The sequence below is a fragment of the Aegicerativicinus sediminis genome, assembly GCF_015476115.1.
GTDB lineage: Bacteria > Bacteroidota > Bacteroidia > Flavobacteriales > Flavobacteriaceae > Aegicerativicinus > Aegicerativicinus sediminis.
The window spans coordinates 2,323,099-2,345,342 of record NZ_CP064295.1 but is presented as its reverse complement, the minus strand read 5'-3'; the positions used below and the strand labels follow the sequence as shown (position 1 = coordinate 2,345,342).

15 protein-coding genes and 1 tRNA gene are annotated in these 22,244 nt (G+C 35.1%); 7 read left to right on the top strand and 9 right to left on the bottom strand.

All coding sequences use genetic code 11. The annotated features are described in order from the left end of the window. Positions 1 to 24: 24 nt before the first annotated feature. The 7 genes from ISU00_RS10140 to ISU00_RS10110 all read right to left on the bottom strand — a co-directional run bounded on the left by ISU00_RS10140 (position 25) and on the right by ISU00_RS10110 (position 7,807). Positions 25 to 2,184, bottom strand: a complete 2,160-nt coding sequence (locus tag ISU00_RS10140; RefSeq protein WP_228850548.1) for a peptidylprolyl isomerase — start codon at positions 2,182 to 2,184, stop codon at positions 25 to 27. 97 nt (positions 2,185 to 2,281) lie between these two features. Beyond that, positions 2,282 to 3,571, bottom strand: coding sequence for a hemolysin family protein (locus tag ISU00_RS10135; protein WP_228850547.1), 1,290 nt, complete (start codon positions 3,569 to 3,571; stop codon positions 2,282 to 2,284). Between the two features lie 9 nt (positions 3,572 to 3,580). Continuing rightward, the gene (locus ISU00_RS10130) at positions 3,581 to 3,763 is read right to left on the bottom strand and encodes a hypothetical protein (protein ID WP_228850546.1); all 183 of its coding nucleotides are present in this window, start codon (positions 3,761 to 3,763) and stop codon (positions 3,581 to 3,583) included. Between the two features lie 37 nt (positions 3,764 to 3,800). Next, on the bottom strand, positions 3,801 to 4,328 hold the full coding sequence (gene lptC / locus ISU00_RS10125) for an LPS export ABC transporter periplasmic protein LptC (RefSeq protein WP_228850545.1): 528 nt from the start codon (positions 4,326 to 4,328) through the stop codon (positions 3,801 to 3,803). Positions 4,329 to 4,361: 33 nt separating this feature from the next. Next, complete coding sequence (locus ISU00_RS10120; RefSeq protein WP_228850544.1) at positions 4,362 to 5,744, bottom strand: hypothetical protein; 1,383 nt, start codon at positions 5,742 to 5,744, stop codon at positions 4,362 to 4,364. Positions 5,745 to 5,768: 24 nt separating this feature from the next. Next, positions 5,769 to 7,079, bottom strand: a complete 1,311-nt coding sequence (locus ISU00_RS10115) for a hypothetical protein (RefSeq protein WP_228850543.1) — start codon at positions 7,077 to 7,079, stop codon at positions 5,769 to 5,771. After that, positions 7,079 to 7,807: a type III pantothenate kinase gene (locus tag ISU00_RS10110; RefSeq protein WP_228850542.1), complete on the bottom strand. Its 729-nt coding sequence runs from the start codon at positions 7,805 to 7,807 to the stop codon at positions 7,079 to 7,081. The genes ISU00_RS10115 and ISU00_RS10110 overlap by 1 nt, the downstream gene beginning before the upstream one ends. Positions 7,808 to 7,928: 121 nt before the next feature. Between ISU00_RS10110 and ISU00_RS10105 the strand changes: the two genes are divergently transcribed. From ISU00_RS10105 to ISU00_RS10090, 4 genes are all read left to right on the top strand, one after another. Further along, positions 7,929 to 8,001: transfer RNA gene (locus tag ISU00_RS10105), tRNA-Phe, on the top strand. 128 nt (positions 8,002 to 8,129) lie between these two features. After that, positions 8,130 to 9,239 (top strand): TlpA family protein disulfide reductase, encoded by a 1,110-nt coding sequence (locus tag ISU00_RS10100; protein ID WP_228850541.1) that lies wholly within the window; start codon positions 8,130 to 8,132, stop codon positions 9,237 to 9,239. A 134-nt stretch (positions 9,240 to 9,373) separates the two neighbouring features. Then, the gene (locus ISU00_RS10095; RefSeq protein ID WP_228850540.1) at positions 9,374 to 10,078 is read left to right on the top strand and encodes a hypothetical protein; all 705 of its coding nucleotides are present in this window, start codon (positions 9,374 to 9,376) and stop codon (positions 10,076 to 10,078) included. Between the two features lie 204 nt (positions 10,079 to 10,282). Then, entirely contained in the window at positions 10,283 to 11,764 is a 1,482-nt protein-coding gene (locus ISU00_RS10090; protein WP_228850539.1) for a carboxypeptidase-like regulatory domain-containing protein, read from the top strand. A 2-nt stretch (positions 11,765 to 11,766) separates the two neighbouring features. Here ISU00_RS10090 and bglX read toward each other — a convergent pair whose 3' ends face one another. Further along, the gene (gene bglX, locus ISU00_RS10085; RefSeq protein ID WP_228850538.1) at positions 11,767 to 14,070 is read right to left on the bottom strand and encodes a beta-glucosidase BglX; all 2,304 of its coding nucleotides are present in this window, start codon (positions 14,068 to 14,070) and stop codon (positions 11,767 to 11,769) included. 62 nt (positions 14,071 to 14,132) lie between these two features. Next, complete coding sequence (locus tag ISU00_RS10080) at positions 14,133 to 14,978, bottom strand: glycoside hydrolase family 16 protein (protein ID WP_228850537.1); 846 nt, start codon at positions 14,976 to 14,978, stop codon at positions 14,133 to 14,135. A 239-nt stretch (positions 14,979 to 15,217) separates the two neighbouring features. On the opposite strand from ISU00_RS10080, the gene ISU00_RS10075 reads away from it, so the two are divergent. The 3 genes from ISU00_RS10075 (at position 15,218) to ISU00_RS10065 (ending at position 22,236) form a co-directional block, all read left to right on the top strand. Further along, the gene (locus ISU00_RS10075; RefSeq protein ID WP_228850536.1) at positions 15,218 to 16,201 is read left to right on the top strand and encodes a TerC family protein; all 984 of its coding nucleotides are present in this window, start codon (positions 15,218 to 15,220) and stop codon (positions 16,199 to 16,201) included. 21 nt (positions 16,202 to 16,222) lie between these two features. Beyond that, positions 16,223 to 17,074, top strand: a complete 852-nt coding sequence (locus ISU00_RS10070) for an aldo/keto reductase (protein WP_228850535.1) — start codon at positions 16,223 to 16,225, stop codon at positions 17,072 to 17,074. Positions 17,075 to 17,307: 233 nt separating this feature from the next. Further along, positions 17,308 to 22,236 carry a translocation/assembly module TamB domain-containing protein gene (locus ISU00_RS10065; RefSeq protein ID WP_228850534.1) on the top strand — a complete coding sequence of 1,643 codons (4,929 nt, stop codon included), beginning with the start codon at positions 17,308 to 17,310 and terminating at the stop codon, positions 22,234 to 22,236. Positions 22,237 to 22,244 lie beyond the last annotated feature (8 nt).

Here is a 22,244-nt window from a genome sequence, read left to right as displayed (position 1 = left end):
TTTAATATTTTATGGAATTTTTAATTAATAAAATCTTCCTCTGTAATCATCTATTTCTGCAGCATTCTTAAGTGCATCAAACACTTTGGTTTGAACATTCGCACCAGCGGAGCTATTCAATCTACTTAAAACACCCTGGTAATTATCCAATTTTGCCGCATCAGTTTTCTTAGTAACTTCAATTTTGTAGACACCTTTGTTTCCAACAACCAAATCAGAAATTTCACCTTCTTTCAATCCAAAAGCTACACCTACAACCTTAGGCTCCAAACCAGCACCGGCCAAAGTTGGATTTTTCATATTCACGGCAGCGGCAGTCCTAACTGAAGTATTGTTGTTCTTTGCTATATCATCAAGTGAGGTTGCAGAAACTTTAGATTTCAACATTTCAGCTTTCTTTTGGTTCCTAATTTCTGCAATTGCAGTTGCAGATGCATTTTCAGGATCCATTAATCCAGCTTTGTGCTTACCAACCAATTGAACAACTACATAACCTCCACCGGCTAAAGAAAATCTCTTGAACTCACCTAAATCAGTTTCATCCTCAAACGCCCATCTAACGATAGTTCTTTGATTTCCTAAACCTGGAAGCATTTCCTGTAATTCTTTGATATTGTTAACAGGTCTAACGTTGTATCCATTCTCTTTTGCGACATCACGAAAAGCCTTTTCCTTAATAGCTATTTCAAATTTTGAAGTTTCATTAAAAACCTCGTCTATCGTATTTTCAGAAGGCTCAATTTTCTCAGCAATAGTAGCCACCTTAATAGCTCGCTTCTTTGATGACTGCTCCAACACTTCCACGATATGGTATCCAAACACAGTTTCAACAACTTTCATACTGCCCGGAGCATTTTCAAACTCAAAGTCATTGAATGGCTTAACCATAGTCCCGAAACTATGAAAATCGTACTCACCACCATTATTTACACTTCCTTGGTCAGAAGAATATTCAGTAACAAATTCTCCAAATTTAGATTTGTTCTTTTGGAGAACATTATATAAACTATCTGCCAACTGTTTGGCCTGATCTGGAGTTCTAATTACATCTGGTTGTGCCATTTGCGCACCGATGTATGGAATTAGTATGTGACGAGATTTTACTGAATCTGGGATTTGTTTTTCAGCCACCACTTTACTTAACTTATAATAGCCAGCATCTTTATATGGACCAAAAATATCACCGACATTCAAATCGTAAATACTATCTCTGTAGTTCAGCGGAAGTGCATTCTTAAAAATAAAGTTATCGGAATAACGTATATCTGAATTTGAATTTACAAACTCACCAATTTTATCGGCAGTTAAATCCCTAAAACCATATACTGAATCATTGGTTTTTGTTTCCTTATTATACTCCACCCTATTTTGAAGAAGTGCCAATAAATTTTCTTTTACGGCTTCTTCATCCTCAACAGTTGGTTGCTCTGTAAATTCAACAAAAACAATATCTCTAGAATCTTCAACTTGATATTGATCTGGATTCTTATCTATATAGTTTTTAATATCAGATTTAGTAACTTCAACTAAGCTATCAGCGATACTTGTAAATGGAAGTTGAACAAAACGAACATCCACTGTATTGCTCTCCAACATATATTCATCCTCAGCTTCTCCCAAAGTTGCATTTAAGCCAGCTTTAATCATATTGTAATATGCCTGTTCTTGTGCATTTCTACCTAAAGTAGCTTCATAATTAACCCAATCGGCATACGTCATTTGAAAGTTTCCAAGAGGTGCAGGTTGGGGCGCAATTGCCTTTAAGTTGGCAATATATTCATTCAATTTAGCTTCATCGAACATGCCTGCTTCATTAGTAAATTCTGGATAGGAGGCAAAAGCATTCCTTAAAAGCTCTCTTGTTTCTGCCTGTTCTACGGTATAACCCAACTCCTGTAATTGCTGTTCAATCAACACTTCTTTTACTTGTTGATTGTATACCCTATCCATGGCTTGGGTGGATGTTGAAGCCGGACCCATTTGGCGTTGCATCAATTCTACCCTATCCGCAAACGTTGTGCGGTTAATATCCTCTCCATTTACCGTTGCGACAACATCTTGTGAACCACCTGTAAGGGCACTGCTATTCTTGAATAAGTCTGCAAGAACAAATGAGAACAATGCCAAAGCAATAACCAAAATTAAAAACAGTGATCGTTGTCTGATTTTATTTAAAACTGCCATTTTTTATTGAAAATTTTCTAAAATATAAGTGCGCGAAAATACCATTTTAAATGAATAAAAAAAAGCCGATTAACAGATTTATTAATGGTTTAGAAGATTAGTCCTCTTCAAGGATTCTAAGGGATACCACATCTATTTTCGTAGAGGATGCTTCCAAGATTTTAAACTGAAAATTTTCAATGAGAATTACTTCATTTACATCTGGGATACCTTCAGTTTCATCCATTATTAGACCGCCCAAAGTCTCATAGTTTTCGCCTTCAGGCAGATCTAATTTATAAGTTTCATTTATGTAATCCACTTCCAGACGCGCCGAAAATTTATAGTTTCGTTCGTCCAATTGCTCCTCTATCAGCACAACTGTATCATGCTCATCCTCAATCTCCCCAAAAAGTTCCTCAACTATATCTTCAATCGTCATAATACCCGCAGTTCCTCCATACTCATCTATAACAACGGCCATACTCATTCGCCTTCTGGTAAGCATGTTTAGTATATCTTTAACAAGCATGGTTTCTGGGACATACAATACTGGGCGAGATATAGAAGAAAGTGATTTTGGCTTTTTAAATAGTTCGAAAGAATGAACATAGCCCACAATATCATCAATGGTTCCTTTATAAACCAATATTTTGGAAAGTCCGGTAGAAGTAAATAGTGCATTAACATTTTTAACGGAATCCGTAACATCTACTGCAACAATTTCCGTCCTTGGAATCATTACTGCTCTCGCTTTAACCTCTGAAAACTCTAAGGCATTTTGAAATATCTGTATCTCACTATCAACCTCATCGTCTTCCTCTATAGATTCCATTTGTTCACTTATGTAATGACCTAATTCCACCTTTGTCATGGCCAATTTAACATCGTCCCCATCTGCCTTAAAAAAATACTTCAATACTTTATTTGAAATCCAGATGACAAAATCTGAGATATAGGTAAATAGCATATAAAATAAATAGGCTGGCACAGCAAATAGTCGAAGAAACGTATTGGAGTAAATCTGAAAAAATACTTTGGGAAGAAATTCCGCAGTAATTAATATAATGAGGGTAGATATAACCGTTTGACTTAATAAACTCAAATCATTTAATAAATAATTGACAACGGTTGAATTCGCCGGAAGCATAGACTGAAACCAATCCACCAATATATCTCCCATTAAAAAACCATATATTACCAGAGCAATATTGTTGCCAATGAGCATAGTGGCAATAAATTTGGATGGCCTATCAGTTATTTTGGTTAAAATTCCGGCAAGAAAATCTTCCTTTTTCTTCTCAATTTCAATATGAATTTTGTTGGAAGAAACGAAGGCTATCTCCATACCAGAAAAAAATGCTGAAAGAATCAGCATTAAAATTACAATCAACCAAGCGGTCTCCATGAAATGGAATTATTTACGATTTTGTTGCTCGAACTTCTTTCTATATTTTCTCCTAAAGTAAAACATGAAAAGCGCTAAACCAGCCAAAGCAAAAGATACCCACATTCGGTTTGTGCCATCATTGTAATGTTGAATACCGTCATATATGAAGAGTACAACAAATACAAGGTATACATACTGGAAAAATTTCATCAATTTCATAAGTCGATTTATTTCGCTTCAAAGATAATTAATTATTATCGTTCACGTAAACGTCAGCACGTCCTTCCATAAGTTGAAGTTCCTTAAAATTTCGGTCTGAATCTAAAATATTCCCTTCACTGACGTTGCCTTTAGATATTATGGTTACGGGATAATTGGTAAAAACCCATTGACGAATCTCATCATAATAGATCTGGTCCGTAAGAAGTGTATCATTCATATTTGTTATGAGCTGAACATTACCCTGAAGATCTATCAATTTGGTTCTACCATAATAAACAGCATAATCAGAGAAAATATAATTTTCATTTCCCTTATCATCAAAAATGGTAAGTTTTATTCCGTCAGGAAATTCATTAAAGGGGAAATCCCTGTTACTATAGTCATACATTTTTGGACTTACCAAGTGTGCTTTAACCTCACCAGAATCCGTATATTTCAAATTGATACCCCTTGCCTCACTAATAGGCTCATTTTGTGTAATACCAATTTTTTGAACCTCCTTAAAGTTGTCCTTACATGAAAAAAACATGGTCACAGAAAATACTGCGACCATGCTATAAATAATATGAAGATTGTTATTAACCAATTACAATTTAGGTACTTGTACACTAGAGCCAATCCAGCATCCAATATTGATTGTTTTTCCAGACATATCCTCTGAGAAGATTTCACTTCTTGTTGGAGCCTTGGCCTCATAGTTTGCAGCTGTTTGAGATGCTGCTGACCTTAATGTAGGATCAACGCTACCAGCCCTTCTAGCTTCATTTGCTGCCAACCAGAACACTGCTCTTTTAGTAAAGTGGGAATCACCACAATTGTTAGCACTTGCGGCATACATATTTGCAATCATCAAATAAGGTCTTCCATTGGATGGATTTAACTTTAATGATTCTCTATAATATTGTCTAGCCTGACCATACTGACCTTTAGATTTTAAGCTTCCCGCAATACGTTCAGCCAATTTTGCTTTTTTGTATGGATCTTTCTCTAAATCGTATGATTGATTTAAGTATTCCATAGCTTCTTTGTCTTTGTCTTGTTTGAACAACAAGGTGGCAACAAAGTATTTTGTATCGGCAGAAGGAGCTGTTTCATCATATGCCTTTACCAACTTAATGTAAAGTGGGTCATCTGTACACTCCTTATTATACATACGGCTAACAGCTCTTTTTAACCAAACTGGATCGGTTTTGTTAGCATCATAGTTTTTATTATATAACGGAATAAGATTTTTACAATCGGCCAATTGTCCTAATTTGCTATCAATGCTTCCATTAATTTTGTCATAGTTTTCAAGGTAACTATTATACTGCCTTTTGTATTGCTCTTCTTTTGAAGTCAATTTTTGCCCAGCCTCTTCCTTTGCAACCAATTCATTTAATTTTTCAGAATAGTTCTCAACTTCCGTGGCAATTTTATCAGTTACATCATCATATTTATCAAAAACATTCTGAAGATCAACCTGACCTGCATTAAACAAATCAACTATAGTTGAAAAGTAAATATATAGTCCCCTAGGGCTTGTAAAGTTATCAATGTCAGTTTTATAAGCCTTATCAAAAGCATCATAGATTTGCTTATCATTAGCTCCTAAAACATCTTTATAATCGTACATTAACTCTGCCTTTTTATCCAAAACAGTTCCAAGAGGATAATATTTAGGATAGTTCTCAGCCGCTTGGTCTAATAACAACATATAATCCTCTATATACTTTTTCTTTTCAGCACCCGAAGATTTCTCAATTTTATGCTCAAGAATATCATCTCCATAGGCATATATAGCCCTATTAAATTTTGGACTCTTATTCCTTACTTTCATCCAAGGCTCGTAGGCCTCGTCAAATTTCTTGCTCTTGTAGTAATCTGTAAAAATTGTAAGATTAGTCATGCTTTCCTCATCCTGTTGCGCAAAACCAAAATTAAATGCCAGAAGAAGTGCTGCTAATATTAAAGTAACTCTCGTCTTCATATCTAAGTTATTTTATTGAGTTTATTAATAATATTTTCTTTTTTCGAACCATCTATCGTTTAAAGACAAACTTAAATGAAAATTGAAAAAGTTTTCTTGTATTAAATTTTCATTCGTCGTCCCTCTTTGTCCCAATTCGATGCCCAAATTTGCATTATGGAATAACGAAGAACGGCTCATCGGTAATCCTACTCCAAAAGACATGCCAAACTCCCTAATATCCTCTCCATTTATCTTTAATCCTGTATGCCCTGCACTTACTCCAGCTCGATAAACAATTCTTTTCCAATAATTTGAAAAGGAATTATAATCCGGAATATAAAACCCACCGATTGCAATTGTGGACGCATTTACAAAATTTGTTTCCTGTATATCGAAAATCGGATTACCGAACTTACTTGTGCTTTGTGATGAATAATCAACCCCAACAAACCATTTTCTAGGACCGCCCAATCCACCACCAACTGATAATCGCGAAGGTAAGGTTAAATCAGTATTTCTCAAATTAACTGATTCTAAATCTGCATCTACGGTGCTCACCACTGCCTCTCCTCCAGTTGCTGGATTGAATAAAATTGTTGAAAAGCTACGCTTATTTTCAGAAGCCAAATTACTCTCTGGAGAATACGTAGCTGCCAAGGTTAATTCCAATTTATTGGTCAACATTGTCTTGTAATTCATACCAATGTTGAAATTTATTCCACTTAAATCAGACCTATTGTTCTCTCTTGTTTGAAACTGAACTAATCCACCTTCATCTGTATATAGTAATTTAAGGGCATTATTTTGAACATTTCCAAAATTATAACTGGCTTGCAATCCAATATTAAGCCCCTTACTAATGTTATAACCAACTCCCAAAAAAGCTTTGTTCAAACCACCCTCACCAACATACCGATTGGTTAATCGGTCTCCATCTATCGTTTCAAGCTTGTAACCAACTGCACTGTGCGGCATAAGTCCTAAAGCAAAACCAAGACGACCCGCTGGAAAATTCAACGCTAGGTAATCAAAAGTAGTGGCATTAGCATCAGCTGTAGAACTTTGAGATTTCAGCCTAGAACTAGAGTAACTCCCCCCAACACTAAATTTTACTGGTCTACTCTCATTATTCCACATTTCGAGGTTAGGGCCTACAAAAGATGCAGGGTTTTGAAGGTTCAAATGTATACTATCTGTAAAAACACTAATTCCCCCCATACTTCTGTTTTCAACAGTTCCCTTAAATTTTAAGGATCCGATACCATAAAACGAGTATGGCGAAGCGGTACTTTGTTGAGCAAATGAAGAATAAAAAAATAAGCTAAAAACTACTAGGATCAGTTTCTTGATCATTACGTCCTATTAAAATCCAAAATGTGGTTTAAACCCTCCAAAAGAAAATTAGAGTTCGCAAAGATGCTATTTTTTAATTGGTTTGACAAAAAATTGCTGTCACCCCCTGTTAAAATAACTGTTAAATATGGATATTCTTCAGTAAATCTCTGAATCATTCCATCTATTTCTGCAACAGTACCGCAAACAACACCTACATGTATGGCTTCGACAGTTGATTGACCAATAAAACTTTCTGGTTGTTTTTTAGTTAACAATGGAAGTTTTGCAGTAAAATGATTAAGTGATTGATATCTCATTTTAAGGCCAGGTGAAATACTCCCTCCCAAATATTGGCCTGAACTATTTATAAAATCAAAAGTTATACAAGTCCCTGCGTCGATTACCAATACATCTTTATTAGGATATGCATAAAATGCAGCCGTGGTCAATGCAAGACGGTCGACACCCAAGGTTTCAGGAGTTTTATACTTAATTGTAAATGGGAATTTTAATAGAGAACTTAACTTCAAATGGGATATGTCTTGCAAATCTTCCAAAATTTGTTCGATTTGCATATTGCCCACATTTGAACTAATACAAGCTGAAATACGTCGATGCAATTTTAAAAGGTTCTCAATTTCTAACGAAAATTGGGAATATTCGCATCGAATTTTTTCAATAAGTTCCCCATTATCGAATACGGCCAATTTAACAGCGGAATTTCCTACATCTACTACTAGATTCATAAATAATTTAGTGTGCTCAAATTTACAAAACCAAATTTTTAGAAATTCCTTTTGTGTTTTTTAAATTAGCATATATATTTGCACGCTCGTTAAGAGAAGATGTGATAAGAATCACTTCGAAGGTACCTTAGCTCAGTTGGTAGAGCAACGGACTGAAAATCCGTGTGTCCCTGGTTCGATTCCTGGAGGTACCACGAGAAACCCGCAAACTATATGCGGGTTTTTTTGTTTATTATTTTCTCTAATGGTCTTAAAAACAGGTTTCAAGCATTTTCTTCTAGTTTTTATAATAGCATTTTTTTCAGCTTGCAATTCAAGAACAATGATTTCAGGAAAGCTTACAGAAACAGAAAATACTAATTACACTGTTTATTTAATTAAACCTGAAAGTCTCTGGGATGTTGCCTCCTCTTATTTTGGAACTGTTTTAGACTCATCTGAAGTGAAGCTAGATGGAAGTTTTGAATTTAAAAATTTACCAAATGCCATTGTACCAACTTTACTAGAAATAGTAGTTCAAACCCCAGGTGAATCAGCAAAAAAGTTACAAAATACAGATTTAGAATCCTCAAATTATATGCCGATAGTTTGGCAAAATGGCGATAATATTCAAATTGAAAGCTCGGCAAAATCGTTTCAGAAAAATTTTTCCTTCCTGAACCCATCAGAATTAAATAAACAAATTGCAGAATTACGTGATTTAAAATTTGAAGCCTACAACAAATTTTTAAAGGGAAGACATTGGAAGGTTGAAGAAGGCTCACAATTGCTTTTAAAAGAAAAAGCTATTGCCAATTATAAAGAGTATATGATAGACTTTTCTGCCAAAACGGATCAGTTCTATGTTGCTATGGTCGGAGTCCGATGGGTAAGCCCAGAAAAAGATTATGAGCGAATTCCTGAATTGTTGGTCGATCAATGCGAAAAATGGAAGGAATCTTCAATAGAAAACCCATGGGTTTTTGAACTTTGTAAAAAAGGTGATAAAAATAACCTTCCATTAATGGTGGGGGACACATTTCCAAATTCCGCATTACCCCTATTATCTCAGGACACTATTACCATAAATAAAGTATTGGGGGAAAAATTAACCCTCATTGATATTTGGGCATCATGGTGTGCACCTTGTAGAAAAGAAAATCGAGAAATATTACTGCCTCTTTGGAAGGAATTTAATAATAAAGGTTTCCAAATTGTTGCCTATGGATTGGAGAATAGCCTTAAGGGTTGGGAAAATGCAATAAAAACAGATAATGCGGCTCATTGGATCCATGCTTCTCATTTAGCTGGAGACGATTCACCTTTAATGAAAGAGGTGCGACTACAAACGATACCGGCTAATTTCTTATTAAATTCTGAAGGAAAAGTTATTGCCAAAAACCTACATGGTAATGACTTAGTTTTATATGTTAAGGAATACTTGACCGATTAATCTTTTCCGTAACAATTAATTCTAAATCAAACTTGCTCACAATGAATAGGTTTGTGATTGTTTTTTTCATTTAGTTTGGGTTTAATTTAGTATCTTCTAGGTCTATTAACTATCAACCAAAATATTCTTTTATTATGAAAAACTTAGTTTTTATTCTTTGTCTGTTTTTTGGGCTACAGACTCAAGCTCAAGATGTACACTTTACAGTTTATAATTTTTCTGTTGAATCCCAAGATGTATCTACAATCTTTAAATTATTCGACGACTATTTCTCTAAACACAAACCTGCAAATGTAAATGTGGGATTGTATGAAAATCATTTTAATGATAGCAGTAACAATTTTACCCATTCAGTAGTTTTTTCAGGAAGTTTAGATGCTTTAGGGGGAATGTATGCAGGTGGAGATAATGACACATGGAGTCTTTTTATTACCCGTGTCAACCAGCACATGAAAGATGGATTTAGTTCTGCAATGGGAACAAGATTGGCCATATATGGAAATGCCAATGAACCTCACCCATTTCAAAGGTATTATTTGCTAGATGTGGACAATATGTCTAAATGGGTCGAATCCTATGAAAATGCCATTGGCAAACATAATCCAGCAGGTCGTTTAAACATGATGGGGAGAATAACAGTAGGTCATGGTCCAGATGGGGTAAACGCATGGGTTATTAATGGCTTTAAGGATTTTAAAGCGGCGATGGCAGGAGCAAACGCCCTCAGAACTGATTCAGAGAATGAGGCAAGCTCAAAAGCTTGGGCAGAACATAGGGAAAATGGAGGTGATGTTAAACTAGTCCGCTCAGGATTAAGAATTTTGTTAAAGTCATGGTAACCGTATAGTAATATATACTTGACTAATTTTGACACAAAATAAAACCCACTTTAAGAGTGGGTTTTTCATTTTCACATTTATACAATTTATATAAATAACTGTTTTGCAATAAATTGTAACAAACCTAATTTTAATTCGTCAATTAAATACCGTTTAGGCAACCTTTTTAACCAATTTACCATCTATTAATAAAAACCAGTTTAGGTGAAAAAACTCTATCTAATTTTTTTCTATTTCATAAGCATCGCTACATACTCCCAAGAATACCATTCTCAGGTTATAGATTCAAAGACCAAAGAACCACTCGCATATGCCACCATAAAATTTGGAAAGAATCAAGGTGTAATTACAAATGAGGAGGGTGTATTCGGTTTTGTTTTGAAAAAAAAGCCTCAAGCTACCGATTCTTTAACAGTCTCTTATATGGGTTACAATTCAAAAAACTATGCATTAGCAGATCCCCTCCCTAATACCCTAGAACTCATTGAAAATACAATAAACCTAGAGCAGGTTTTTTTAACGGACAATCCCCTAACCGCAGAGGAAGTTATAGAAAAAGTAAAGGAACGATTAGATAAGAATTACAATAAAGATTTTACATCGAGAAAATTTTTTATACGGAAAAGTGAGCTGAATAATCTTGACAATATTGATTTTGATATAAAGGAATCAACCATTACAGAACTTAACCAACAGCTGTTTAATGAATTGGGGGCAAAAATCCCCAAGCAGAGTAATTATTATAGGGAGATGGCAGGTACTGCCTATGGAAATTATTCGAAACTAAAATTAGATATTGGTAAAGGCGCCGAACTATACGATAAAAATAAAGACTTAACGGCCGATGGCGTCCTTGAAAAGTTGCAACAGATTTTTAAAGAAAATGTGAAATCTAGCTCCTATTTAAAAATTAAATCAGGTATTATTGGCACCAAAGTAGATGTTGATGAGCTAGAGGAAGATTTTAATGAGGAATTAGAGGAGAAGCTAGACACAACACCGCCAAAACCAAACGACAATTTTTACAATTCAGTAAAAGGACAGATTTCAAAATTATACAATGCATTGTTCTTAAATGAGGATGCACAATTTGATGTTCTCGAAAAGGATAACAGATATAGATTCACCAAAACAGGATTTTCTACAATAAACGACAATCCTGTTTATATAATAAACTTCGAGCCAAAAGGCAGTAAGGATTATTCAGGTACAATGTATATAGACGTACAGGATTTTGGTATTGTACGATTAGACTTTAAAAATGTAAAACGACTTAGTAATTTTAATCTATTCGGAATAGTTTATAGGCGGATACGCTATGAGGGGAAAATGTTGTTTTCAAAGGATGAAAATGGAAAATATAACCCTAAGTACTTAGAACTAGTGGAAGGCAGTTATTTTAAAGTAGACCGGCCTTTGAAAGTAATTGAAAAAAACAAAAAAGTTTCAGGGCCTCGAAAACAAAATGAGCTTTCCATGGATTTATTAATAGACGGAAGGCAAACCTCCAAATATGAATTAGTTGTTTTCGATCAAGAAACCATCAGTTCCTCAGAATACGAAGGCATAACTCCAGAAAAGATCTTTATGCCGACTTATATGCCGGCATATGACCCTAATTTTTGGAATGGTTTTACCATCATGGAGCCTAATAAAGCAATCCAAGGTTTTAAAGTTGAGGAATAAGCCTAATCTAATTTGAAGGCTCCTTCTAATTGTGTATTGGAACTACCGCCAACAAATACCTTAAAATCCCCTGGTTCAACAATAAAATTCCCATCATTATTGTAAAAACCTAATTCATTTTCTGTGAGTTGGATTGTTACCTTTTTGGTTTCATTAGATTTAAGGTTAACTAATTCAAACCCCTTCAATTCTCTAACCGGACGCGTAACACTCCCTACCACATCTTGGATATAAAGTTGGGCTACCTCCCTACCCTCGCGTTTACCAGTATTCTTAATTTCAAAGGATACAGTAACCTTGTTTTTTTCGACTTTATCTACATTAAGGTTAGAATAGGAAAAAGTAGTGTAGCTTAAACCATAACCAAACGGATAAAGCGGTTCATTATCGATATCTGTATAATGAGACCAAAACACCTCATCGGGTGCAGGTAATTTTGGTCTACCGGTACTTTTATGATTGTAGTATACCGGAATTTGCCCTACCGATTTAGGAAAGGTCATTGGGAGCTTTCCACTAGGGTTATAATCTCCATAAATTACTTCTGCAATTGCATTTCCACTTTGAGTTCCTAATTGCCAAACATCCAAAATACCCGGAATATTCTTATCTGCCCAGTCAATGGCTAATGGCCTCCCATTGTGAAGTAACAATACAACGTTCTTATTTGCCTTATAAATTTCTTCCATAGCCTCTTGCTGTACACCAGGCAGGGAAATATGGGATTGACTTCTTCCTTCACCAGATTGAAATGCATGTTCTCCAAAAGCCAAGAGAACAACATCTGCATTCCTAGCGGCACTGATAACTTCCTGAAGACCGGATAAATCATTATTATTTATCTTAATTTCTTTTGGAAACGAAAATTCTTCATCAAACATTTTGGGACCTTCGATAAAGGTGTAATTATTACCATCATATTTCTGAAGACCTTCAAGTAGTGAAACAGCTGTACCATTATCTGCTCCTAAACGCCAATTGCCTAAAGGACTAGTTTTATCCCTTGCTAGTTGGCCGACAACCAACACATTCAACCCAGACTTTTCAAGCGGCAGAATATTTCCTTCATTTTTTAATAAAACAATAGACTTTTTTGCCATATCCAAGACTGCATCTTGAACTGGTCTACTTCCAATGGTTTCTTTTTCAAAATTTGGATCGCAATACCTGTAGGGATCATCAAATAAGCCCAATTGGAACTTTATTCGCAAAATTCTTTTCACTGCATCATCAATTAAGCCAATCGAAACCTCATTATTTTCCACTAAATCAGCTATATGTTCTATATATAAATGAGATTCCATATCCATATCCGAACCAGCCAATAGGGCTAATTCTGCAGCATCTTTACCTGTTGCCACATAACGGTGGTTTAGCATTTCCATTATAGAACCCCAATCGGAAACAACAAATCCATCAAAATTCCACTTCCCTTTTAATATATCTCTTTGAAGGAAACTATTACCTGTAGCAGGAATTCCATTAAGCTCATTAAACGAGTTCATAAATGTGGCAACACCTGCATCACTAGCAGCTTTGAAGGGAGGTAATATGATATTAAATAAAGTTGAAGTACCCACGTCCACAGTATTATAGTCTTTACCTGATTCAGCAAAACCGTATCCCGCAAAATGCTTTGCACAGGCCGCTATTGTGCGTTTAGAACTTAAATCATCACCTTGAAACCCCATAACTCTAGCAACTCCAATTTTACTCCCCAAATAGGTATCTTCTCCCGCTCCTTCCATAACTCTTCCCCATCTCGGGTCTCTTGAAATATCAACCATAGGGGCAAACGTCCAGTTAATGCCTGATGCTGCAGCTTCCAGTGCGGCAACTTCAGCTGATTTTTTAATAGCCTCTAAATCCCAGCTGGCTGATTCTGCTAATGGAATAGGGCTCACTGTTTTATACCCGTGTATTACATCAAAACCTATAATTAAAGGAATTCCCAAACGGGTTTCTTCAACTGCAATTTTTTGAAGTGCCCTTACCTGTTCCGCGCCCGTTACATTAAGCATAGAACCAATAAGACCTTTGCGAAGATCATCATATTTAGTGGCGGCCGAACCCTCTTTTGGAGCAGGACCCGTAACATCCCAAAAACCTGTATATTGATTCATTTGCCCTATTTTTTCCTCTAAAGTCATTATGCCTAGTAATGAATCTATTTTAGTTTCGATAATATTCACAGTTTTATTATCAGTCGAATCTGCTTTATGTAAATTTTCTTTGGCTTTAAATGCAAAAGAAGATGTAGAAATACTTAATAAGACGACAATGATGAATCGAGATATAATTTTCATGTTTGTTTATTTAATTAACCAAGAAGTTAGTAGAAATTTTTATAGTGAATTGAGAATAAAATTTATTTCTGGTATACCCGAACATAATCTATAAGCATCTTTGCTTCTTTAAATTCTGGATCGATCTTGCCTCCAAGATTACCTCCCATAGCTATATTTAGAATAATAAACATGTCTTCATTAAAAGGCCATGTTTTGTCATTAATTTCTGATGGATTATAAGTGTAATGGACATTATTGTCAACAGCAAAAATGAGTTCCTCATTTGTCCATTCCAAGGTATAGATATGAAATTCACCCGAAACATTGTCAATATTCTGACCTCCTAAATTTGAAGTGTTTCCAAAACTAGAAGGCGTATGTATTGCACTTTGAACGGTATTCAAATTGTTGCCAACATGTTCCATAATATCTATTTCTCCACATTTTGGCCAACCTACTTCATCGACATTCGCTCCAAGCAACCAAAATGCTGGCCAAGTACCTCCACCATTTGGCAATTTTGCTCGAATTTCTATCTTACCATGGGTAAATTCAAATTTGTCCTTAGTGAGCATTCTAGCAGAAGAATAATCAAAATTGTTTATTGCTTCTTTTTTGGCTGTTATGACCAAATGTCCATTATCAATTTTAGCATTGTCTAGACGATCCGTATAATATTGAGACTCATTATTTCCCCAACCATTTGAGCCATTACCAATATTAAAACCCCATTTGGTTTTATCCGGTGCACCGTCCATTTCAAACTCATCTGCCCACACCAAATTAAAAGTTTCAACTTTGTCACCAATCCTATTTAACTCCTCAACTTTTAAAGGAATTTTGTCATCTAACATTCCATTAAAACCAAGAAGATAACAAATGATACCGCCAAAAAAACATGCGTAAAAAAAAAGTAGCCTAATCATATTTTTAGTGAAATTGTAACTTCAGAAGTTACAATAATACAAATATTAATACGTATTTATAGCGTTAGGATTTTGTCTAAGTTTTCAAACCACAAGATATTACAGGATATTTTTTGAAAAGTTGATTTTCGTCATTATTATTTGTTTTTGGGCACAGATAAAAATTCTTGTAAAGTTGAAATTAAATACCTTTGCAACTTCCCAATACTCTATAGTTAAATAGAAGAACTGATTATTGCATGACCGTTTGGATCATTTTTATTCTCTGCATTATCCTATTTCTAGCATTAGATCTAGGTATTTTCAATAGAAAAGCTCATGTTATTTCCACTAAGGAAGCAACTATGTGGACCATTATTTGGGTTAGTATGTCCTTAATCTTTTCCGGGGTAATCTATTGGCTGTATTATTCAGGAAATGTTGATAACATCGATAACCTAACTCCGCGGGGTGCTACACTTAAATATATTACTGGATATTTGATTGAGCTTTCCTTAAGCGTCGATAATATTTTTGTTATAGCGGTTATTTTCAATTCGTTTAAAATACCTAGAAAATATCAGCATCGCGTTTTGTTTTGGGGTATTCTTGGAGCAATTGTTTTTAGGGCGTTAATGATTCTGTTTGGTGTTGTTCTAATTAAAAAATTCTTTTTTACAACCTACATTTTTGGAGCATTTCTACTATATACAGCAGCAAAAATGCTCATTAAAAAAGACGCAGAATATCACCCAAAAAACTCATTTGTATATAGGGTTTTAAGGAGAATTATGCCTGTTACCACCAAAATGGAAGGTCAAAGCTTTTTTATTCAAATTAGACATATAAAGGCGGCAACACCGTTATTTATTGCTCTGGTTATTATAGAGTTTACAGATATTCTTTTTGCTTTAGATAGTGTGCCTGCAATTTTGGCAATTACGTCAGATCCATTTTTGGTTTTCAGTTCCAACATTTTTGCCATTTTAGGATTAAGGTCAATGTATTTCTTCTTAGCCAATATGTTGGCTAAGTTTGAATATTTAAAATATAGTTTGGTAGTAATACTTTCGTTTGTGGGTGTTAAATTAATTCTATCACACCATTACGATTTTCCTGAATGGTTGTCGCTAAGCGTTATTGCTACATCATTGGCAGGCGGCATACTTATTTCCTTATCAAAAAAAAATAAGACTTCAGATGACTCTCCATTAGAATTTCAAGTAGACGATTCAGAAGAATAGTTTAAACCTATCCTCAATAAAATGAAATTTCCCTCTTCTATTACGGACACCAAAACGTTGATGAATGGGATTGAAATACCCTATTTAGGCTTAGGTGTTTATAAATCTAAAAGTGGTCCGGAGGTAATAAATGCAATCCATGATGCTTTTAATGCTGGATATAGAAGAATTGATACCGCCACCTTTTATGAAAATGAAGAGAGTGTTGGCAAGGCAATTATAGAAAGTGATTTAAATAGAAATGATGTATTTGTAACTACAAAACTTTGGATTGACGACCAGGGATATGATAAAACTTTAAAGGCCTTCGATCTGTCCATGAAACTTTTAAAGTTGGAGGTGTTAGACTTGTACCTGATTCATTGGCCGGTTCCAGACAAATATGAAGAATCCTGGAAAGCCATGGAACAACTTTATAACGAGGGAAGGATTCGGGCCATCGGTGTTAGCAATTGCACAATAGAACATTTACAAAACTTGAAGCAGAAAGGTGAACATTTGCCAATGTTAAACCAATGCGAGTGGCACCCCCATCTGGTCCAATCCGATTTACTAGGTTATTGCAATCAACATTCAATTGCCTTTGAGGGATGGTCACCTTTGATGCGGGGAAAAATATTAGACAATGAACTACTTAATAAACTAGCTATTAAGTATGGGAAAACAGTGGCTCAAATAATATTAAGATGGAATTTACAGAAGGATATTTTAGTTATTCCAAAAAGCACCAATAAAAATCGAATAATTGAGAATTCTTTAATTTTTGACTTTGAAATTTCAGAACAAGATATGGTGTCCATAGATCATTTGAATCAAAATTTCCGTACCGGTGCTCATCCCAACAATTTTATGAGCCATTTCAAACAAGAGTAGTCTAAAAAAATTTTTGCCCATAACCTACATAATTTGTGCTGTTTGCAACAAATTTTTACTGTATAGACACACTTTCCAATTCTGTAAATCTTAAATTTGAATGGCTCAAAATTAGGATGTAACTGAACGATTCCAAGAACATAACCACAAAAATCCCTAGACCTTTAAAAAAAGTACTCCGAATTATTGGAAGAATTTTTTTAGGTCTCTTGTTATTTTTTGTCCTATTAGTAATGTTTATTAGGAGTCCTTGGGGACAAGGCATAATAGTAAATAAGATTGTAACCTATATCACCGATAAAACGGGTACAGAGGTTTCCATTGACAAAGCTTATCTTTCATTTGGCGGAAATCTGGTCGCTGAGGGCATTTTTCTTGAAGACACAAAAGAAGATACCTTGGTTTACTCCAAATACCTTGAAGTTAATTTACCTATATGGCCTATTATTAGCAACCACGAAATTGCAATTAAGAATGTAAACTGGGAAGGACTTAGAGCCAATGTAATTAGAAAAGATTCCTTGCAAGGATTCAGTTTTCAATTTTTGGTTAATGCCTTAGCCACACAAGATTCAACCACAACTGTGGCAGATACAAACGCAGTGGCTTACTCATTTTCTATTGGTGAAGTTGATCTTACTGATATTAAAGTTGTATTTAACGATGCTGTTTCTGGAATGAATAGCAATTATAGAATTGGCAGTTTACAGGCAGAGATGGAGAAAATGGATTTAGATGGCCTTCAATTTGATGTGTCTAATGTTAATTTGAAACATTCTGATATAGAAATTAGTTTGATTCAACCGCAAGACACAACTAGTTCAGAAGATTCACCCTTACCATTTTTCCTTTTTGAACATATAGCTTTTGAAACGGTTAATTTTCACTTTAATTCTGAATTGGACGATTTAAATCTCAACTTAGAATTAGAAAAACTTTCAGGTAGCATTGTTGCAATAAATCTAGAAGATCCTAAATATACCATTGACCATATAGAACTCCTCAATTCTAAAATAGTTTTGAATCTTTCTACCAATGGTATTACTGAAGATCCCAAGTCGACCCCTGCTTCAAATCAAGAATTTACTTGGCCACCTATAGCCTTAGAAATCAATCGTGCTGATTTCGAGAATAATTACTTTGAGCTAACAAATGGCAAATCTCCAAACATCAAAGGGGAATTTAATCCAAACAATATAAAATTGGCAGAATTGAATTTAGAGTTCAACGAGTTAATTTTAAAAGAAGGCTTGGTAAAAACCAATATAAATGAAGCCAATTTTAATGAACAATCAGGCTTAACACTTAACGAATTGGTGGGTAATGTAATAATAGATGAAAACAATATCGAGTTAAAAAATCTGAATTTAAGCCTAAACAATAGTAAACTTCGAGGAGACCTCCTAGTTACATATGACGATTTGAATCAATTTATTTCAAATCCTGAAACAGGCTACCTCAATGTCAACATTCCCAACTTCAATATTAATCCGGAATTGGCAACCTATTTTCAAAAAGATCTGTCCGAAAATGCCAACTTTAAAAAAATACAGATCCATACGATATCTGGACGTATAAACGCAAATGGTGCTTTTTCGAAAATAGATCTTAGGAATACACAGGTAAATTGGGGACCAGAAACTAGCTTACAACTCTCGGGAATTATTTCAAATCCTTCAAACCCGGAAACCTTAGCATACGAAATCAATAGTTTGGAAGCAGTGACTACCCCCAAGGATTTAGCCGTTTTTCTAGATACAACCCAAATGGGAATTTCGCTTCCCAAACAACTGTTATTAAAAGGAGAAGCAAAAGGAACTAGCGAGGAAATCATCGCTAATCTTACATTAAAAACAGACCAAGGCAATGCTATAGTCAATGGAAAATTTGGATTTGGTGATATTATAGATTTCAATTCGGGGATTGAATTTCAGAATATTCAATTACAAAACCTCTTGAAAAATGAACAATTAGGTCCATTAACCGCCACAATACAAGCAAATGGAATTGGCAACAATATCAACACTTTAGATGCCCGCCTAAAGGCCACTATTGATTCCTTAAACCTAAAGAATTACAAAATCAAAGATTTAGAATTATCCGGAAGCTTTGAAAAAGGAAAGGGCCATTTAAAATCTGAATATAAGGATGACAATGTAAATCTCAATTTAAGTTCTTACGTTGTTTTAGATTCAATTAATACAGAAGCATTTCTCACGTTGGATGTCATTGGGGTTAATCTGCAAAGTCTAGGATTGGTTACAAGGGATATTCGGGCAGGATTTATTTTAAATGCCGATTTTAAGGGTAATTCGGAGAATTATGATGTTGCTGCTGTAATTGACAGAGGAATAGTGGTATATGACAATAGCAGTTATTTACTTGGAGATGTTAGCGCCTTAGCTCATGTGCAACCAGATACGACTTCACTTCAAATCAATAATAAAATATTAAACCTAGACCTAGAATCTAATTCTGAACCTGTGCATCTAACAGAAGCACTAAAAACACATCTATACAGTTATTTTTATCGCGATGTTAGTAGAATTGATTCCATTCAAAATCCAGTTAATGTTAAAGTGAGGGGCAGGCTTTCTTCAGATCCCGTCATCGATAAGGTATTTTTTGTTAATCTAAGGGACTTAGACACTATCACACTTTCGATGGATTTTGCTGAAAAGGAAAGAAAATTAGTAGCAAATGTAAACGCACCCCACATTAATTACAATGGTTATGAATTAGACAGCCTTCTGCTGGATGTTAATACAGACAAGGAACTTTTCGATTTTAATTTAAACTTTAAGGAAATAAAAGCAGGGCCCTTAGATATTCAAAAAACTGTGATTACGGGTGTGCAGCAAAATAATGAAATGGAGTTGGTATTCAAGGCTTTTAATAACGATACCACGATGATGTATGTTAACTCGAAAATTTCCGGCAACAGAGATGAATTAATTTATACTGTTAACCCAAAGGACCTAACATTCAATTTTAAGCCTTGGAATATCCCAGAAACAAATCAATTTACTTACACTCCTACACAATTAGGGTTTACGGATTTTATGTTAACCAGGAATGAACAGTCAATTGGTTTTAGAGACGACTTACAAAACATTTCACAAGAGCATATCGCCTTAGTTTTTAACAATTTCGACATCCAGGAAGTTCTAGACTATTTAAACCCCAATGATGAAATTGCAAAGGGAATCCTGTCAGGCGAGTTGGTTTTTGAGAAACCAATGACGGACACCGGAATAGTCGCGGACATTTCAATCCAAAATCTCGAGCTGCTCGACACCTCTTTTGGCACCTTAACTTTTGAAGGAGATGCGCTGGGGGGCAATCGCTATGATTTTAATTTAGACACACAGGGAGGAGATGTGATTCTTACTTTGGCCGGAGATTATATCACCCAAAATGAAACCTCCAATCTAGATCTCAAATTAGATATTCATGAATTTAAAATGAAAGCGTTAGAGGGCCTTTCCTTAGGAGCAATTAAGGATGGGCAAGGTGATTTTACAGGAGAATTTGCGGTTAACGGATCATTTCTTGAACCTCAATATTCGGGAAACCTGCATTTCACCAACGCACAATTTACACTCACTGCCCTTAATGCACCTTTCACCTTGGAAAATGAAATTTTGCAGGTTAACAATAATCTGATTGAAATGGACAATTTCACTGTTAAGGATGCAAAAAACAACACTTTAGTTTTTAATGGGGAAATAGGAACAGAAACTTATCTAAATCCTACCTTCAATCTAAGCATAAAAGCGGATCAATTTGAGGCGATGAACTCTACAAAAGAGGACAATGACAAATTTTATGGACTGGCCGTTATAAGTGCTGATGTAGATATTCAGGGAGATATACAGATACCAATTATAACTGGCAATGCTCAGGTTAAAGATGTAACCAACATTACTTATGTAATGCCATCGGCAAGTGTAAATATGGAAGAACGGGATGGTGTTGTTGTATTTGTCAATAAGGACAATCCAAACTCCATCTTAACCCAAAATCAGGAAGAATTAGCTGAAGTTACCGGATTCGATATTTCTGCCAACTTCAATATAGAAAACGATGCTAATTTTACCATTGTCATTAACGAACAATCGAACGATAACTTCAATGTGCATGGAAACGGTGAATTCACTTATAGAATGAAACCAAATGGCAGAATGACCCTAAGTGGTATTTACGAAATAAACGGAGGACATTACGAAATGAGTCTTTACCAATTGGTTAATAGAAGATTCGAATTGATGCCTGGAGGACAAATCCGTTGGTCTGGTAATCCATTTGATGCTGAATTACGAATAAAAGCTGTTTATGAAGTTGAGGCATCTGCCTCTCCACTTATGGGACCATCTTTAAGCGGGGTCGACCCTAATCTAAAAAATCAATTTAGGCAATCACTCCCATTTTATGTCTACCTAAATATCGACGGAGAACTAATGCGCCCTGATATTTCCTTCGATTTAGACATGCCTGAAGACAACCGTGGTTCTATAGGCGGGCAGGTTTATGGCAGAATCCAACAGGTTAATGAGCAAGAAGGTGAATTGAACAAACAAGTATTTTCTTTGTTAGTTCTAAATCGTTTCTACCCATCTTCCGGGAATGATGGCGGTAGTGGCGGGTTCGATAATTTTGCAAGAGACAATATAAATGAGGCTATTTCAGATCAATTAAATGCTTTTTCAGACAGCGTTTTGGGCAATGCTGGTGTGGATGTATCCTTTAACTTAGACACCTTCACTGATTACCAAGGATCCTCACCCCAAGAACGTACACAGTTAGATATAGCTGCTAGAAAGAAATTCTTGAATGATCGACTTACCATCGAAGTTGGAAGCGAGGTAGACATTCAAGGCCAAGATCAATCTCAACAAGGAAACCCGGTCATTGGCAATTTTAGCATTTTGTACGACATCACAGAGGATGGGCGCTACCAAATTAAGGGGTTTAGAAAAAATGCATATGAAAATATTTTTGATGGACAGGTTATAATGAATGGAATTGCACTCATCTTTACTCAAGAATTCAATAAGTTTTCTGAATTATGGGAATTAATGTTCCATTCTAATCAGAAAATTGAAAAGAACGAGGATAAAACGCCTCCAATACCAGAGGATGATCAAACAAGTAAAAATTAGCCGTTAAG